Source organism: Pseudomonas sp. p106, assembly GCF_003936645.1.
GTDB lineage: Bacteria > Pseudomonadota > Gammaproteobacteria > Pseudomonadales > Pseudomonadaceae > Aquipseudomonas > Aquipseudomonas putida_E.
In genome coordinates this window covers 247,627-264,114 of record NZ_RHQR01000003.1, presented here as the reverse complement: position 1 = coordinate 264,114, position 16,488 = coordinate 247,627, and the positions used below count along the sequence as shown (strand labels likewise).

Sequence of the window (16,488 nt, the reverse complement as noted above, 5' to 3'; positions counted from 1 at the left end):
TGCAGAACGGGGCCGAAAGGCCCCGTTTTCATTCAGGTTGACCCCATCACGCTTCGCGCTGTTCTATCTCTGCGGCATACCGCGCCGCAAAGGCCATCAACCCTGGCCCCGCCCCCTGCAAGGTCGCCAAAGCACTGCGCAGAAAATTCATGTTCCCCTCAACCCGCGCCTGCTCCAGCCACTGCCCTGCCTCGGCCATCTGCCCACGCTCTACCAGCACCAGCGCCAGGCTGAACATCCCACGAAAATCCCCCGCTTCGGCGGCACGCCTGTACCAGCGCACTGCCCGCGCCGGGCTGGGCGCCGTAGCGATACCCTGCTCCAGGTAACGCCCATACAGGTTCATCGACTTGGCATGCCCCAGCCGCGCAGCCTTCTCGTAGCACATCAATGCCTGCGCCTGATTGGCCGGTACCCCACGCCCGGTAGCCAGCAGGTTGCCCAGGTTATACAGGCCCCAATCCAACCCGGCATCGGCTGCGCGGGCATAGTGAACCGCAGCCTGCGCCACATTCACCTCGCCGCCCCAACCATGCTCCAGGCAACGCCCGAGCATGTTGTGCGCCATGGCGCTGCCACCCTGGGCAGCAATGCCGAACCAGCGCCGGGCCACTTCGGCATCCGCTTCGATGCCGCGGCCGTCGAGCAGGATCTGCCCGAGCAGCAACTGAGCTTCGATCACGCCCTGCCCTGCCGCCGCGAGAATCGCCTGGGCGGCCTTGCCCGGACTGTCTTCGAGCATGGCCTTGAGGCCTGCGACATCCACCACTTCTTCACGGCGCAACTGATAGGACACGGCTCAGACCTCTGCCCAGCGGCGCAGCAGGTTATGGTAGGTGCCGGTCAATTGCAGCAACGACGGGTGCTCGGGCACATCGGCGGTGAGTTGCTGGATGGCATTGTCCATCTCGAACAGCAACGCCCGCTGGCTGTCCTCCCGTACCAGGCTCTGGGTCCAGAAGAACGCCGCATAACGCACGCCGCGCGTCACCGGGTTGACCTTGTGCAGGCTGGTGCCCGGGTACAGCACCAGGTCACCGGCAGCCAGCTTGACCTGCTGCTCGCCATAAGTGTCCTGGATCACCAGTTCGCCGCCGTCATAGCTGTCCGGGGCGCTCAGGAAAAGCGTCGAGGACAGGTCGGTGCGCACCCGCTCCGGGCTGCCTTTTGGCTGGCGCAAGGCATTGTCGATGTGGAAGCCGAAGCTGCCACCCTCGCGGTAGCAGTTGATCAGTGGCGGGAAGACTTTGTGCGGCAGGGCCGCCGACATGAACCGTGGGGTTTTCCACAGGCGGTCGATCAGCGCGCTGCCGATTTCCTTCGCCAGCGCGTGGCCTTCTGGCAGCTGCAAGTTGTGCTTGGCCTTGGCCGACTGATAGCCGGCCGTGACCTTGCCGTCGGCCCAATCGGCCTGCGCCAGGGCCTCACGAATGCGGGCAAGCTCATTGGCGTCGAACAGGCCGGGGATATGAAGCAGCATGGCGGCGGCACCGTTAAGGAGTGTAAAGGTGGCAATGATATTGATTCCCTTTTACGCCGTACAAGCCCTTTCTTCACCCGAGACGTTTCAGCTTGATTAAACCGTAAAGAGAATTTGTAAAGATTGTAAGTTCGACGTGAATGGTAACGAATCTCAATTGTGACCTGCAATCACTTGCATTATGATCCGCGGCCTTCACACCTTGGGGAAGGTCCATAACAATGCGTCAATACGTGCCATCTGCAGTGAGTTCTCCACGTCTGATCGTGTCCGCCATCGGCGTCGCCCTGAGCGCTTCGTCCGCGTACGCCGCCGATCCGGCTACCAACAGCGCCATCACCCTCGATGCCACCAGCGTCAATGGCAAGGCTGAACAGGCCAGCACCGATTACAAGGTCGAAAAGGCCTCCTCGCAGAAGTACACCGCGCCGTTGGTGGACACCCCACGCTCGGTTACCGTAATCCCCCAGCAAGTCATCAAGGACACCAACGCCCTGAGCCTGCAGGATGCCCTGCGCACTGTGCCAGGCATCACCTTTGGTGCAGGCGAAGGCGGCAACCCGCAAGGCGACCGTCCGTTCATTCGTGGTTTTGACGCCCAGGGTGACACCTACCTGGATGGTGTACGCGATACCGGTGCGCAGACCCGTGAAATCTTCGCCATCGAATCGGTGGAAGTGGCCAAAGGCCCCAACTCGGCCATCGGTGGCCGCGGCGCGGCAGGCGGCACCATCAACCTGGTGAGCAAGCGTGCACACCTGGGCAACTCGCTGGACGGTGCCTGGACCTGGGGCAGCGACCAGACCCAGCGCTACACCTTTGACGGCAACTACCAGTTCAGCGACACCGCTGCCGGCCGCCTCAACCTGATGACCCACGAGAGCAACGTTGCCGGCCGGGACAAGGTCAACTATGACCGCTGGGGTATCGCCCCATCCTTGGCCTTCGGCCTGGGCACGCCAACCCGCGTCAACCTCGACTACTACCACCTGGAAAGCGACGACCTGCCGGATTCGGGCATCCCGTACAGCATCCCTACCGGTGGCAACAGCGCACGCACCTCGGCGCACCCCAGCAAGCCGATCGACGGCGGCGACAGCGACAACTTCTACGGCCTGACCGGTCGCGACTTCCGCAAGACCCGTGTGGACATCGCTACTATCGCCGTGGAACATGACCTGAGCGAATCGTTGACCATCAAGAACACCCTGCGTCATGGCAACAGCATGCAGGACTACATCCTGACCCAGCCAGACGACAGCGCGGGCAACGTCAACAACAACGGCGTATGGCGTCGTGCCAATACCCGTGTAGGCAACACTGCCACCACCACCAACCAGACCGACCTGTTCGGTGAGTTCTTCGTGGGCGGTTTCAAGAACAACTTCTCCACCGGGGTCGAGTTCAGCAAGGAAGACTCGGACCGCCAAAGCTACACGGTGTCGCCAAACAGCAAGCTCACCTGCACCGGCCCGGGCAATGGTGGCAGCTGTACTTCGCTGAGCGACCCGAACCCCGACGATGCCTGGGATGGCACGATCTCGCGCAACTACGCCGGCACCAAGACCAGCAGCAAGACCCGCGCAATCTACGCCTTCGACACCCTGGAGCTGACGCCTGAGTGGCTGTTGAACATGGGCCTGCGTTACGACCACTTCGATACCAAGTTCCGCACTTACGATGCCTCCGGCGCGACAGTGGTGAACAAGAACGGCGTCCCGACCAAAGGCCGCGACACCAGCGAGTTCTTCACCGGCCAGTTGGGCCTGGTCTGGAAACCGGCCGAGAACGGTAGCATCTACGTGTCCTATGCCACTTCAGCCACCCCGCCCGGGGCGATGCTCGGCGAAGGTACCGAAGGCAACCCGCTATCGGGCACCACCGACCGTGGTGGCAACCTCCTGGCCAGCGACATGGAGCCGGAAGAAACCACCAACTACGAAATCGGCACCAAGTGGGACCTGCTCGACGAGCGCCTGTCGCTGGCCGCTGCGCTGTTCCGTACCGAGAAGGAAAACGCCCGTGTACAGGTGAACACCACCACCTACGAAAACGTCGGCGAAACCCGCGTGCAGGGCATCGAGCTCTCGGCCAGCGGCAAGCTCACCGACAAGTGGCAAGTGTTCGCCGGCTACACCTACCTGCAGGCCCGCCAGATCGACGGCGGCCCGCTGGGCAAGGCCAACGATGGCAACCAATTGCCAAACACGCCTAACAACAGCGCCAGCCTGTGGACCACATACTCGATCACCCCGAAGCTGACGGTCGGCGGCGGCGCCTTCTATGTGGATGACGTCTACGGCAACGTAGCCAACACCACCATGGTCGACAGCTATGTACGTTACGACGCCATGGCCGCCTACAAGCTGACCAAGAACGTCGACCTGCAACTTAACGTGCAGAACCTGACCAACGAGGTGTACTACGACAAAGCGTTCTCCACCCACTTCGCCAACCAGGCGGCGGGCAGGACTGCATTGCTGACCACCAGCGTCCACTTCTAAAGCAGCAACCCGGAGCCCCGTTCATTCCAATGAGCGGGGCTTTTGCGTATCAAGGCATAATGCACCCCGCGCAGGGCGCGGCAGCAACACAAGGTGAACGATGTGGTGAAGAAGACGCTGTTCCAATTGCACTGGTTCTTTGGCATCACCGCCGGCCTGGTGCTGGCCTTGATGGGTATTACCGGTGCGCTCTATTCGTTCCAGGAAGAATTGCTGCGCGCCTTCAACGCTGACGTGTTGAAGGTCGAGGTGCGCGCCGAGGGCGTGCTGCCTCCGGCTGAACTGGTGCGCAGGGTCGAGGCCGCCCAAGGCGACAAAGTGTCGATGCTGTGGGTCGATGTACGCGAAGGCAACGCCGCACGGGTCTTCTTCACACCGCCGCCGGGCGAGCGCCGCGGTGAGTTGCGCTATGCCGACCCCTATACCGGTGAGCTCAAGGGCCAGGCCGCCGGGCAAGACTTCTTCAAACTGATGCTCACCCTGCACCGGTTCCTGGCCATGGGTGACACCGGCCGGCAGATCACGGGCGCCTGCACCCTGATGCTGGTGTTCTTCTGCCTCTCCGGCCTGTACCTGCGCTGGCCGCGCAAAGCCCTGAACTGGCGCACCTGGCTGACCTTCGACTGGGCCAAAAAAGGCCGCGCCTTCAACTGGGACCTGCATGCCGTAGCCGGCACCTGGTGCCTGCTGTTCTACCTTCTGTTCGCGCTGACCGGCCTGTTCTGGTCCTACGAGTGGTACCGCGAAGGCCTGAACAAGTTACTTGCCGACGCGCCTGGCGCAGGACAGCAGCACAAGCGCGGCGAAGGCCGTGGCCGCCATGGGCCGCAGAAGGTGGACAAGAACGCACCGCCGCTGGTGGTCGACTACGACGCCATCTGGGCCAACCTCAAGGACGCTGCCGGGCCAGGGCTTGCCATGTACAACCTGCGCCTGCCACCTGCTGGCGGCCAGCCCGCCAGCCTGTTCTACCTGCTCGACAGCGCCGCGCACCCACGCGCCTTCAATACCCTGACCCTGGACCCGGCCACCGGCCAGGTGAAAAACCACGACCGCTATACCGACAAGTCCTTCAAGGCCCAGCTGCTGCAAAGTGTTTATGCCTTGCACGTGGGTGAATACTTCGGCCTGCCGGGGCGGATCATCGTCACCCTCGCCAGCCTGACCATGCCGCTGTTCTTCGTCACCGGCTGGCTTTTGTACCTCGACCGCCGCCGCAAGAAGCGCCAGGTGCGTGCCGCCCGCGGCCACGTCGCCAACGCCAGCGCCAGCGCCAGCGGCGACAGCTGGCTGATCGGCTTCGCCAGCCAGAGCGGTTTCGCCGAGCAACTGGCCTGGCAGAGCGCCGGACAATTGCAGGCCGCAGGCTTGCCGGTGCAAGTACGTGCACTTGCCGACCTTGGCGAAGAGGACCTGCGCCAGACGCGCCGCGCGCTGTTCGTGGTCAGCACGTTCGGTGACGGCGAAGCGCCTGACAGCGCCCGCGCCTTCGAGCTCAAGGTGCTTGGCCAGCCTTGGGCCCTGAACGGGCTCAGCTATGCCGTGCTGGCGCTCGGTGATCGCCAGTACCCGCACTTCTGCGGCTTTGCCCGGCGCCTGCAGGCATGGCTCGGCGAGCGCGGTGCCAGCACGGCGTTCAGCCCGGTGGAAGTGGACAACGCCGACCCGGCGGCCCTGCAGCAATGGCAGCAGGAACTGGCGCAGCTGACTGGCGCCCAACCCGTCGCTGCCTGGCAACCGCCAAGTTTCGGCAACTGGAACCTGGTCAGCCGCGATCTGCTCAATCCAGGCAGTCAAGGCCAACCGGTCTACCTGATCGGCCTGCGCCCTGAAGAGCCCGCCAGCTGGGAGGCCGGTGATCTGGTAGAAGTTCTGCCGCTCAATGGCCAGCCACGCGTGGATGCATTCCTCAGCGGCATGGCCCTCGACGCCAACGCCACTGTGCAGCTTCACGGCCTGAGCGAGACCCTCGGCCAAGCCCTGGCAGGCCGCCAGCTACCAACCCGTCGGGACCACCTGATCGGCTTGCAGCCACAAGCGCTGATCGATGCGCTGGCACCGATCGGCAGCCGCGAATACTCCATCGCCTCGATCGCCAGCGATGGTGTGCTGGAGCTGATAGTGCGCCAAGAGCGTCACCCCGACGGCAACCTTGGCCTGGGCTCTGGCTGGCTGACCGAGTACCTGCCAGTCGATGGCACCCTTGGCCTGCGCCTGCGGCGCAACAGTGGCTTCCATCTGCCCGAAAGCGCCGCGCCGATGATCCTGATCGGCAACGGCACTGGCCTTGCGGGCCTGCGCTGCCTGCTGCGGGCGCGGATCAATGCCGGCGAGCAGCGCAACTGGCTGCTGTTCGGCGAGCGTAACCGCGCGCATGACCTGCTGTGTGGCGATGAGCTGCAAACCTGGCTGGAGAGCGGCGACCTGGCACGCCTGGACCTGGCGTTCTCGCGCGATCAGGCCGAGAAGGTGTATGTGCAGGATGTATTGCTGCAGCAGGCTGAAGAGTTCAAGCGCTGGGTTGCCGATGGCGCTTATGTGTATGTCTGCGGCAGCCTGCACGGGATGGCGGCTGGTGTTGATGCGGCGCTCAAGGGCATGCTCGGTGAAGAAATGGTCGAGCAGTTGATCGAAGACGGGCGTTATCGGCGGGATGTTTACTGATCAGGGATTGAACTGACACAGCTGGCCGCTGTAGGAGCGGCCTTGTGTCGCGAACGGGCCGCGAAGCGGCCCTCGATGTTTCGGCATTGATGCAACAATTGCTGGGGCCGCTCTGCGACCCTTTCGCGACACAAGGCCGCTCCTACCGGCGGGCGGTGCTGGCTCAGTGCAGCTCGAAGGTATCGGCATCCAGGTTGGCCGGGAAGCGGGTACGGTAGTTGGCAAGCTCCGCCGCCCTCAGCACGACCGTGAACACACCATCCGCCTCACCCGCACTGAGCAAGCTTTCACCCTGGAAGTCCAGCACCTGGCTGTCGCCGGAATACGCGAAACCCTTGCCATCGGTGCCCACCCGGTTCACCGCCGCCACGAAGCACAGGTTCTCGATACCCCGCGCCGGCAGCAGCCGGTTCCAGTGCTGGCGGCGCGCCGCCGGCCAGTTCGCGGTGTACAACAGCAGGTCGGTATCCTGGGCATCGCGGCTCCACACCGGAAAACGCAGGTCATAGCAGATCAGCGGGCGTACCCGCCAGCCCTTGATCTCGAACTGCACCTGACGCTCACCCGGGGTGTAGTGCTTATGCTCACCGGCCATGCGGAACAGGTGGCGCTTGTCGTAGTGCAGGATCTCGCCGTCCGGGCGCGCCCACAGCAAGCGGTTGCGGTGGCTGCCATCGGCGGCCTGGATGATCACGCTACCGGTAACCACTGCGTTGATGCGCTTGGCCTGAGCCTTGAGCCATTTGTAGGTCGGGCCGTTCTCGGGCTCGGCCAAGCTTTCCGATTCCATCGAAAAACCAGTGGTGAACATCTCGGGGAGGATCACCAGGTCGGCATCTCCAGCCTGGTCGAGCAACACCTCGAAATGCGCGTAATTGGCCTCGCGGTCGTGCCAGGCCAGGGCCGTTTGCACCAGGGCGATTTTCAGGTTGGGCAGTGCACTCAGATCGCGCATAGTTTTTCCGCTGCCTGACGCAGCGTCTCCTCACGTTTGGCAAAGCACAGGCGTACCAGGCGTTGCTCGGGGATGGGTTGCTGGTAGAACACCGACACCGGAATGGTCGCCACGCCGTGTTCACGGGTGAGCCAAAGGGCCATTTCGACGTCGTTCAGGTCTGGCCGGATCTGCGAATAGTCCACCAGTTGGAAATAGGTGCCGGCCGTGCGGGTAAAGCTGAAACGCGAACCTTTGAGCAGGTCGCAGAACAGGTCGCGCTTGGCTTGATAGAAACCTGGCAGTTCGTCGACATGCTGAGGGTGTTCGGCCATGAAGTCCGCGAGTGCACACTGCAGCGGTGTAACCCCGCAAAAATTGACGTACTGATGCACTTTGCGCAGCTCCGCGCTCAAGGCAGGTGGCGCGACCACGTAGCCGGTCTTCCAGCCGGTCACGTGGTAGGTCTTGCCGAACGAACTGACCACGAACGCGCGGCGGTACAGCTCTGCATGGGCCAGAACGCTGGCATGACGTACGCCATCGTAGACCAGGTGTTCATACACTTCGTCGCTGACCAGGTAGATATCGCGATCAGCGATCAGGCGCGCCAACTGGTCCAGGTCTTCAGCCGTGATCAGCGCACCACTGGGGTTATGCGGCGAATTGAGGATGACCATGCGTGTGCGCGGGCTCAGGGCATCGCTGAACCTCTGCCAGTCGATACCGAAGTCGCCATCACTGAGCTGTACGTGCACGCAGCGTCCGCCGGCAAGCGCCACGGAGGGCTCATAGCTGTCGTAACAGGGGTCGAAGACGATCACCTCGTCACCCGCGTGGATCACCGCCTGGATGGCACAGAAGATCGCCTCGGTGGCGCCCGGGGTGATGGTCACTTCCTGATCGGCATCGACCTTGGTCCCATACAGGCGCTCGACCTTGGCCGCCACCTGCTGGCGCAGGGCCGGCAAACCGGTCATCGGCGCATACTGGTTATGCCCGGCGGACACATGGCGGCCAACCGCATCGAGCAAAGCCTGCGGGCCATTGAAGTCTGGGAAGCCCTGGGAAAGGTTGAGCGCGCCCGTCTGCACGGCGAGCTGGGACATGGTGGTGAAGATGGTCGTGCCGACGTTCGGCAGTTTGCTGCGGATCATGAAGCCCTCTTTCCTGCGGGACGGAGAGCTATAAGCTACAAGCTCCAAGCCACAAGAAAAAGCGACATGTATCAGCGTCCGCTCATTCTTGCAGCTTGCGACTTGAAGTTTGCCGCTTGTCAGCGCTTGTCGCGACGCTTCTTCTCGGCCTTCTTGTGGTGCGACATCAAGCGGCGCTTCTTGTTGACCTGGCGGTCGGTGAGGGTGTTCTTCTTGCCCTCGTACGGGTTCTCACCGCCTTTGTACTCGATGCGGATCGGCGTACCGACCAGTTTGAGCACCCGGCGGTAAGTGTTTTCCAGGTAACGCGAGTACGACTTGGGAATCTTCTCGGTCTGATTGCCGTGGATCACGATCAGCGGCGGGTTGGCACCGCCGAGGTGGGCATAGCGCAGCTTGATGCGGCGGCCGTTGACCAGCGGTGGCTGGTGCTCACTGACGGCATCTTCGAGGATCTGCGTCAGACGGCTGGTTGGCCAGCGGGTGACCGCCGATTTGAACGCGGCCTGCACCGACTTGTACAAGTGGCCCACGCCGGTGCCGTGCAGCGCCGAGATGAAGTGGATGTCAGCAAAGTCGACGAAGAACAGCCGGCGCTCCAGCTCGGTCTTGACGTAGTCGCGCTCACCCGACTCCATGCCGTCCCACTTGTTCAGGGCGATGACGATGGCGCGGCCCGCTTCCAGGGCAAAGCCCAGCAGGTTGAGGTCGTGGTCGACCACACCCTCGCGGGCGTCCATGACGAAGATCACCACGTTGGCGTCCTTGATCGCCTGCAGCGTCTTCACCACCGAGAACTTTTCGACTTCCTCGTGGATCTTGCCGCGCTTGCGCACGCCAGCGGTGTCGATGAAGGTGTACTTCTCGTTATCGCGCTCGAACGGGATGTAGATACTGTCACGGGTGGTACCCGGCTGGTCGTAGACGACCACGCGCTCTTCGCCGAGCATGCGGTTGACCAGGGTCGACTTGCCCACGTTGGGGCGGCCGATGATGGCGATCTTGATGCCATCCTTTTCGCTCGGGCCGGGGATGCGTACCGCTTCCTCGCCTTCGGCAACCTCCTGGTCGAGGGCTTCTTCTTCAGCATCGCGAGGAATGTGGCCCAGCACCGACTCCATCAACTGATTGATGCCGCGGCCCTGCGAGCCGGCCACCGGAATGGCATTGCCCATGCCCAGCGGCGAAAACTCGGCGCGGGCGACGTCGGCGTCGATGTTGTCGATCTTGTTGGCCACCAGGATGGCCGACTTGTTCCGCTTGCGCAGGTGCTCGGCGATCATCTGGTCGGCGGCAGTCATGCCCGCGCGGGCGTCGACCAGGAACAGCACATAGTCGGCTTCTTCGATGGCCATCAGCGACTGCTCGGCCATCTTCTCATCCATGCCCACTTCGTCACCGGTGATACCACCGGTGTCGATCAGGATGAAGGAGCGACCCTGCCAGCTGGCATCACCATACTGGCGGTCACGGGTCAGACCCGACAGGTCACCCACGATGGCATCGCGGGTTTTGGTCAGGCGGTTGAACATGGTGGATTTGCCGACGTTCGGCCGTCCCACCAGGGCGATTACGGGAACCATGCGGCTCTCCACTCTTGAATTCTTGAAAATGCAAAGGCCGCTGCAAGGCAGCGGCCGGAGTTCGGGCGGCGTGTCCTACGCCGCAACTCAAGACCTGTCGTGGCCTTGAGCATAGCTTCAGCGGATGGTCAGTGCCTCGAGCTTGCCGCTGTTGCCAAAGACATAGATGGTGTCGCCGACCACCAGGGGCCGGGCGCGCAGGCCATCGCTGTCGATACGCTCACGGCCGACGAAACGGCCGTCGACCTGGCTGAGCAGGTGCAGGTAACCTTCGAAGTCACCTACAGCCACGTAGCTGGAGAACACTTCCGGTGCCGACAATTGGCGGCGCGCCATCGAGTCGTTGGTCCACAGCGCGCTGGAAGAGCGCTCGTCGACACCCTCGACACTGCCCGAAGCTTCGCTGACATAGACGTTGCCGAAACCTTGGGCGACACCCACGTAGCTCGAGGCATCACGCTGCCACAGCACACGGCCGCTTTCCAGGTCCAGGCCCGCTACGCGGCCCTGGTAGGTGCTGACGTACAGCGTACCACCGGACAGCAGCAGGCCGCCGTCGATGTCGACCACACGGTCCAGCTCGGAACGGCCCTGCGGGATCGCCACACGGCTCTCCCACACCGGCACGCCGTTGTTGATGTCGACCGCGACCACTTTGCCGGTGGACAGGCCGGCTACAGCCAGACGGTTGGTGACGATCGGCGCACCGGTGCCCCGCAGGGTCAGTACAGCCGGGGTGCTCTCGTAGATCCAGCGGCGGTCGCCGGTAGCGGCATCGAGGCCGATCAGACGGTCGTCCTGAGTCTGCACCACCACAACGTCACCGTTGTTGGCAGGCGGCGCCAGGACTTCGCTGGTTACGCGCGAGCGCCAGCGCTCTTCACCGGTGCTGGAGTCCAGGGCAATCACTTCACCCTTGAGGGTGCCGAGCATGACCAGGCCATAGCCAACGCCGACGGCGCCGGAAACCGGCAGCTCCAGATCCTGCTTCCACACTACGTCGCCGGTAATGCGGTCGAGGGCGAAGACTTCGCCATTGACGTCGCTGGCGTAGATGCGGTCGTTCTCGATGGCTGGCACCAGGGTATTGTAAGTCTCGCCCTGGCCGTCACCGATCGAGCGGCTCCACTGCTTTTTCAGTACCACTTCTTCGGTGAACTTGGTCAGCTCGGCCGGAGGCAGTTCCTTCTTGCTGTTGCTGCTGCAACCTGCGGCCAGTACGGCCAGGGTCAGCACTGCTGCTTGTTTCCAACCGATCACGTCACGCGTCCCCTTTGGCCAAGTCATCCAGCTTCAGTTGCAAGCCACCGACCGCCGCCTCATCGGACAGCGCGGCCTTGGCTTTTTCATAAGCGCTGTGGGCATCGTCGGCACGACCCAACTGCACCAGCAGGTCGCCCTTCAATTCTTCACGGCTGGCCAAAAACGCCTTGTCGGCGTCGCCGTCGAGCAGCTTGAGCGCATCTTCAGCCTTGTCCTGGGCCGCGAGCACGCGTGCCAGGCGCTGGCGCGAAATTTCGCCCAAGGTGTCGTCAGCAGGCTTGTCGAGCACATTCTTGAGCTCGGCAGCGGCGTCGTCGAGCTTGCCGCTCTCAACCGCGACCTTGGCCACGAACAGGCTGCCGTACTGGGCGTAGGCGGTACCACCGAACTCGCTCTTGAGCTTGCCGGAAAGCTCCGCGACCTTGGTCGCGTCCGGCTGCCCGCTTGGCGTCAGGCTGGTTTCAAGCAGGGCCTGATACAGCTGCGATGCGCCTTGCGACTGGTTGTCCTGGTACTTGTGCCACGTGTTCCAGCCCAACACCACTACGCCAGCCAGCAGCGCACCGGTCAGCAGTGGCTTGCCGTTACGGTTCCACCAGTCCTTGACCCCTGCCAGGTCATCATCATCGGTACTCGACACCCCAATACTCCTTTTCGCCTATTCGCTTGTTGAACCGCGTTACGCCTGAGCGATCGCGGTTTCCAGGTGCTCAGCCAGAGCATCCCAGGCAATGTTCTGTTGTTCGCCCTGACCACGCAGGGGCTTGAGGCCAATCTCTTGCTTGGCCAGCTCATCGTCACCCAGGATCAGGGCGAACAACGCGCCGCTCTTGTCGGCTTTCTTGAACTGGCTCTTGAAGCTGCCGCCACCGGCGTTGACCGCCAGGCGCAGGCCCGGCAGCCGGTCGCGCAGGCTCTCGGACAAGCGCAGGCCAGCCAGCTCCGCCTGCTCGCCGAAGGCGCAGAGGTAGACATCGATCTGACGGTTGATGGACGCCGGTACCTTGCCCAGGGTCTCCAGCAGCAGGATCAGGCGCTCGATACCCATGGCGAAACCAACGCCGGTGGTCGGTTTGCCACCCATCTGCTCGACCAGGCCATCGTAGCGGCCGCCTGCACAGACGGTGCCCTGGGCGCCGAGCTTGTCGGTGACCCACTCGAACACGGTCTTGCTGTAGTAGTCCAGGCCACGCACCAGCTTGGTGTTGATCACAAACGGAATGCCGGCGGCATCCAGACGGGCCTTGAGGCCCTCGAAGTGCACGCGGGAGTCTTCGTCGAGGTAGTCTTCCAGCTTCGGCGCGCCGACCAGCACCGCCTGGGTGTTCGGGTCCTTGCTGTCGAGGATGCGCAGCGGATTGCTCTTGAGGCGGCGCTGGCTGTCTTCGTCGAGTTGTTCCAGGCGCGCCGAGAGGAACTCGACCAGCGCGTCGCGGTAGCGGGCGCGGGCCTCGCTGGTGCCCAGGCTGTTCAGCTCGAGCTTGACCGCATCCTGGATGCCCAGCAGGCCCCACAGACGCCAGGTCAGCATGATCAGCTCGGCATCGATGTCCGGGCCGTCCAGGTTGAACACCTCGACGCCAATCTGGTGGAACTGACGGTAGCGGCCCTTCTGCGGGCGCTCGTGGCGGAACATCTGGCCGATGTACCACAGCTTCTGCACCTGGCCGTTGCCAGTGATGCCGTGCTCGAGCACTGCACGTACGCAGGCAGCGGTGCCTTCAGGGCGCAGGGTCAGCGAATCGCCGTTGCGGTCCTCGAAGGTGTACATCTCTTTTTCGACGATGTCGGTGACTTCACCGATGGAGCGCTTGAACAGCTCGGTGAACTCGACGATCGGCGTGCGGATCTGGCTGTACCCATAGGTGTCCAGCAGCCCGGCGACGGTGCCTTCGAAGTAGCGCCACAGCGGCGACTGCTCTGGCAGGATGTCGTTCATGCCACGGATGGCTTGCAGCGATTTGCTCACGAAAAGTCCTTACGAATCTGTGTGTCAGCCGCGGGCGATCAGCGCCGCGTCGGCCTCGACCTTTTCGGCCGCTTTCTGGCGGATGAGCTTTTCCAGCTCATCGACCAGGTTGTCATTGGTCAGTTTCTGCGCCGGCTTGCCGTCGATGTAGATCAGGTTCGGCGTGCCGCCGGTCAGGCCAACGTGGGCTTCCTTCGCTTCGCCAGGGCCGTTGACCACACAACCGATCACCGCCACGTCCAGCGGTACCAGCAGGTCTTCCAGGCGCCCTTCCAGTTCGTTCATGGTCTTGACCACATCGAAGTTCTGCCGCGAGCAGCTCGGGCAGGCGATGAAGTTGATGCCACGCGAACGCAGGTGCAGCGACTTGAGGATGTCGTAGCCGACCTTCACTTCCTCGACCGGGTCGGCCGCCAGCGAAATGCGGATGGTATCGCCGATGCCTTCGGCCAGCAGCATACCGAGGCCGACGGCGGATTTCACCGTGCCGGAGCGCAGCCCACCGGCCTCGGTGATGCCCAGGTGCAGCGGCTGGATGATCTGCTTGGCCAGCAAGCGATAGGCTTCGACGGCCATGAACACGTCGGAGGCCTTGACGCTGACCTTGAAGTCCTGGAAATCCAGGCGGTCCAGGTGCTCGACATGGCGCAGTGCAGATTCGACCAGCGCCGCCGGGGTCGGCTCGCCATATTTCTTCTGCAGGTCCTTTTCCAGGGAGCCTGCGTTGACACCGATACGGATCGGGATGCCACGGTCACGAGCGGCATCGACCACAGCACGAACACGGTCCTCACGGCCGATGTTGCCCGGGTTGATACGCAGGCAGTCGACGCCCAGTTCGGCCACGCGCAACGCGATCTTGTAGTCGAAGTGGATGTCGGCGACCAGCGGTACGCTGACCAGTTGCTTGATTTTGCCGAACGCCTCGGCGGCGTCCATGTCCGGTACCGAAACACGGACGATGTCGACCCCCGCATCGACCAGGCGCTGGATCTGGCCAACGGTGGCGGCGACATCATTGGTGTCGGTGTTGGTCATGCTCTGCACCGCGATGGGGGCATCACCACCCACCGGCACATTGCCGACCCAGATTTTGCGGGATTCGCGACGTTTGATCGGAGATTCGCCGTGCATGACTTACTGTCCCAACTTCAGGCGAGCGGTTTCGCCACTGGTGAACGGGGCAACATCGACGGCCTGGCCGTTGTAGCTGACCTGGGCGCCGCGGGCAAAGCCCAGGCGCACCGCGAACGGCGGCTTGCCGGTCAGCTCGAGGTTGTCGCCCTTGCGCTTGATGGCGCTGAACAGCACCTTGCCGTTGCCATCGGACACCTGGGTCCAGCAATCGGCGGTGAACTGGATTGCAACCTTGGCGCTGCCGGCCGGCACGGCGGCAGGCTCGGTGGCAATGGCCGGCACGCTGGCGGCAGGCGCCACAGGGGCGGCCTGGGCTACGGGGGCGGCTGGCGTGGCTGGCGCGGCTGGTGCTGCCGTTGTCGGCGCAGGCGCTTCAGCCTGTGCAGGCGCCTGCTGGACCGGCGCGGCTGCTGCTGCAGCCGGGGCGGCCTCGCTGCTGGCCTCGGCAACCGGCTCGGCAGGTGCCTGCTCCAGCGGCAGCGGCGCGCTTTCGCCCTGCTGGCCTAAGGTAACAGCCTGGTCTTCAGGCTCATCCAGCGGGTGGATCTGGGTGGTACCGTCGGCGCTTTCGACCTCGACATGCTCCAGGGCGATATTGGCCAGGTCCTTGCCGCGCAGGCTGCCCTGGTCCTGCCACCACAGGAAGCTGCCACCGACCACCGCAACCAGCAGCAACAGGCTGACACCGCGCAGGATGTTGTGCGAAAGGCGCACCGGCTCTTCGATGCGGCCCAGTGAATGTACGTCGCTGCCCTTGGCATGGGTGCCGGTGTACTGGTCGAAGGCCTCGACCAGCGGCGCCTGGTCCATGTCCATCAGCTTGGCATAGGCACGGATGTAGCCACGGGCGAAGGTATGCCCTGGCAGCTTGTCGAAGGCACCGGTTTCCACGTGGTTCAGCGAACTTACGGTGAGGTTGAGCTTGCGGGCCACCTCGGCTTGCGACCACTCCCGTCTTTCGCGGGCCTGGCGCAACAATTCACCGGGGTTCTGGCCAGTCGCTGCTGCTACTTCGGGATGCGCGGCTTTCATCGTTGCTCCGACAGGTATTGCTGATATTCCGGCGTACCGGGATAAAGTCGTTGTAATTGCTGGCCCAGTTCGGCCTGTGTGCCTTGCTCGTCGAACACCCGGGCAAGACGGCTACCCAGCAGGAGGCTACGGGCATTGTGATCGCTCAACTGGCTGAAACGATCGTAGAAACCCCGTGCCGGCACATAATGCCTGTTTTCGTAGGACAACTCAGCCATTTCCAGCAACGCCCTGGGTTGCCGCTGGTTGAGTTGCAGGGCCTTGCTCAGATACGCCTGCGCCTGGTCACGGTTGCCGAGTTTCAGGGCTGTCAGGCCAAGGTTCTCGTAGACGCGCGAACGTTCAGGATACAGGGTATCGGCGCTGGCCAGGCGAAACATCTGCTCGGCTTCGGCAAAACGCTGCTGAGCATATAGGAAACTGCCGTAATTGTTGCGAATTCGCGTGTCGCCGGGGCTTGCCGACAACGCTTTCTTGAAGTGTTCCTCAGCCAGCGCAGCTTCACCTTCGGCCTGAAACACCAGGGCCAAGGCTGCGTGAGCATCGCCATCCTTGGCATCGAGCACCAGTGCCTTGCCCAACGGAGCCTTGGCCTGTTCGGTCAAACCTTGTTGCAAATAGCCAAGCCCAAGCTGCACATAGGCACGCCCCGCCTCCACTCGCCCCTGTCGAGTTGCCAGTGGGTCATTCGCACCACCCGACACGCAGCCGGCCAGCAGCGAAAGCGCAAGGATCGACAGCGCGGCGCGCAGGCTCATGGCGGGC

At 63.2% G+C, this 16,488-nt stretch carries 13 protein-coding genes; 2 read left to right on the top strand and 11 right to left on the bottom strand.

Features of this window, described 5'->3' with window-relative positions:
- Positions 1-46: 46 nt before the first annotated feature.
- Both EGJ09_RS05820 and EGJ09_RS05815 read right to left on the bottom strand, forming a co-directional pair.
- The gene (locus EGJ09_RS05820) at positions 47-796 is read right to left on the bottom strand and encodes a tetratricopeptide repeat protein (protein WP_125923436.1); all 750 of its coding nucleotides are present in this window, start codon (positions 794-796) and stop codon (positions 47-49) included.
- 3 nt (positions 797-799) lie between these two features.
- Entirely contained in the window at positions 800-1,480 is a 681-nt protein-coding gene (locus EGJ09_RS05815; protein WP_125923435.1) for a Fe2+-dependent dioxygenase, read from the bottom strand.
- 221 nt (positions 1,481-1,701) lie between these two features.
- On the opposite strand from EGJ09_RS05815, the gene EGJ09_RS05810 reads away from it, so the two are divergent.
- Entirely contained in the window at positions 1,702-3,984 is a 2,283-nt protein-coding gene (locus EGJ09_RS05810; protein ID WP_125923434.1) for a TonB-dependent siderophore receptor, read from the top strand.
- A 102-nt stretch (positions 3,985-4,086) separates the two neighbouring features.
- Entirely contained in the window at positions 4,087-6,648 is a 2,562-nt protein-coding gene (locus tag EGJ09_RS05805; RefSeq protein WP_125923433.1) for a sulfite reductase flavoprotein subunit alpha, read from the top strand.
- Positions 6,649-6,811: 163 nt separating this feature from the next.
- On the opposite strand, the gene EGJ09_RS05800 is transcribed toward EGJ09_RS05805, so the two are convergent.
- The 9 genes from EGJ09_RS05800 to pilW form a co-directional block, all read right to left on the bottom strand.
- Entirely contained in the window at positions 6,812-7,603 is a 792-nt protein-coding gene (locus tag EGJ09_RS05800) for an amidohydrolase (RefSeq protein WP_046784476.1), read from the bottom strand.
- Positions 7,591-8,739: a pyridoxal phosphate-dependent aminotransferase gene (locus EGJ09_RS05795; protein ID WP_046784477.1), complete on the bottom strand. Its 1,149-nt coding sequence runs from the start codon at positions 8,737-8,739 to the stop codon at positions 7,591-7,593. Before EGJ09_RS05795 ends, EGJ09_RS05800 begins: the two co-directional genes overlap by 13 nt.
- 119 nt (positions 8,740-8,858) lie before the next feature.
- Entirely contained in the window at positions 8,859-10,322 is a 1,464-nt protein-coding gene (der, locus tag EGJ09_RS05790) for a ribosome biogenesis GTPase Der (protein WP_012316132.1), read from the bottom strand.
- A 117-nt stretch (positions 10,323-10,439) separates the two neighbouring features.
- Entirely contained in the window at positions 10,440-11,582 is a 1,143-nt protein-coding gene (gene bamB, locus EGJ09_RS05785) for an outer membrane protein assembly factor BamB (RefSeq protein WP_046784478.1), read from the bottom strand.
- A gap of 1 nt (position 11,583) precedes the next feature.
- Complete coding sequence (locus EGJ09_RS05780) at positions 11,584-12,225, bottom strand: tetratricopeptide repeat protein (protein WP_039602044.1); 642 nt, start codon at positions 12,223-12,225, stop codon at positions 11,584-11,586.
- Positions 12,226-12,264: 39 nt separating this feature from the next.
- Positions 12,265-13,554, bottom strand: coding sequence for a histidine--tRNA ligase (gene hisS, locus EGJ09_RS05775; protein ID WP_012316135.1), 1,290 nt, complete (start codon positions 13,552-13,554; stop codon positions 12,265-12,267).
- Positions 13,555-13,578: 24 nt separating this feature from the next.
- Positions 13,579-14,688, bottom strand: coding sequence for a flavodoxin-dependent (E)-4-hydroxy-3-methylbut-2-enyl-diphosphate synthase (ispG, locus tag EGJ09_RS05770; RefSeq protein ID WP_012316136.1), 1,110 nt, complete (start codon positions 14,686-14,688; stop codon positions 13,579-13,581).
- A 3-nt stretch (positions 14,689-14,691) separates the two neighbouring features.
- Positions 14,692-15,723, bottom strand: coding sequence for a RodZ domain-containing protein (locus EGJ09_RS05765; protein WP_125923432.1), 1,032 nt, complete (start codon positions 15,721-15,723; stop codon positions 14,692-14,694).
- A complete protein-coding gene (gene pilW, locus EGJ09_RS05760) occupies positions 15,720-16,481 on the bottom strand; it encodes a type IV pilus biogenesis/stability protein PilW (RefSeq protein WP_046784481.1) in 762 nt (253 codons plus the stop codon). The genes EGJ09_RS05765 and pilW overlap by 4 nt, the downstream gene beginning before the upstream one ends.
- Positions 16,482-16,488 lie beyond the last annotated feature (7 nt).

Bases quoted from the DNA above. Each gene is read 5' to 3' on its own strand.
- EGJ09_RS05800 (WP_046784476.1), bottom strand. From the start codon at position 7,603: ATGCGCGATCTGAGTGCACTGCCCAACCTGAAAATCGCCCTGGTGCAA.
- der (WP_012316132.1), bottom strand. From the start codon at position 10,322: ATGGTTCCCGTAATCGCCCTGGTGGGACGGCCGAACGTCGGCAAATCC.
- EGJ09_RS05810 (WP_125923434.1), top strand. From the start codon at position 1,702: ATGCGTCAATACGTGCCATCTGCAGTGAGTTCTCCACGTCTGATCGTG.
- ispG (WP_012316136.1), bottom strand. From the start codon at position 14,688: ATGCACGGCGAATCTCCGATCAAACGTCGCGAATCCCGCAAAATCTGG.
- pilW (WP_046784481.1), bottom strand. From the start codon at position 16,481: ATGAGCCTGCGCGCCGCGCTGTCGATCCTTGCGCTTTCGCTGCTGGCC.
- EGJ09_RS05795 (WP_046784477.1), bottom strand. From the start codon at position 8,739: ATGATCCGCAGCAAACTGCCGAACGTCGGCACGACCATCTTCACCACC.
- EGJ09_RS05765 (WP_125923432.1), bottom strand. From the start codon at position 15,723: ATGAAAGCCGCGCATCCCGAAGTAGCAGCAGCGACTGGCCAGAACCCC.
- EGJ09_RS05815 (WP_125923435.1), bottom strand. From the start codon at position 1,480: ATGCTGCTTCATATCCCCGGCCTGTTCGACGCCAATGAGCTTGCCCGC.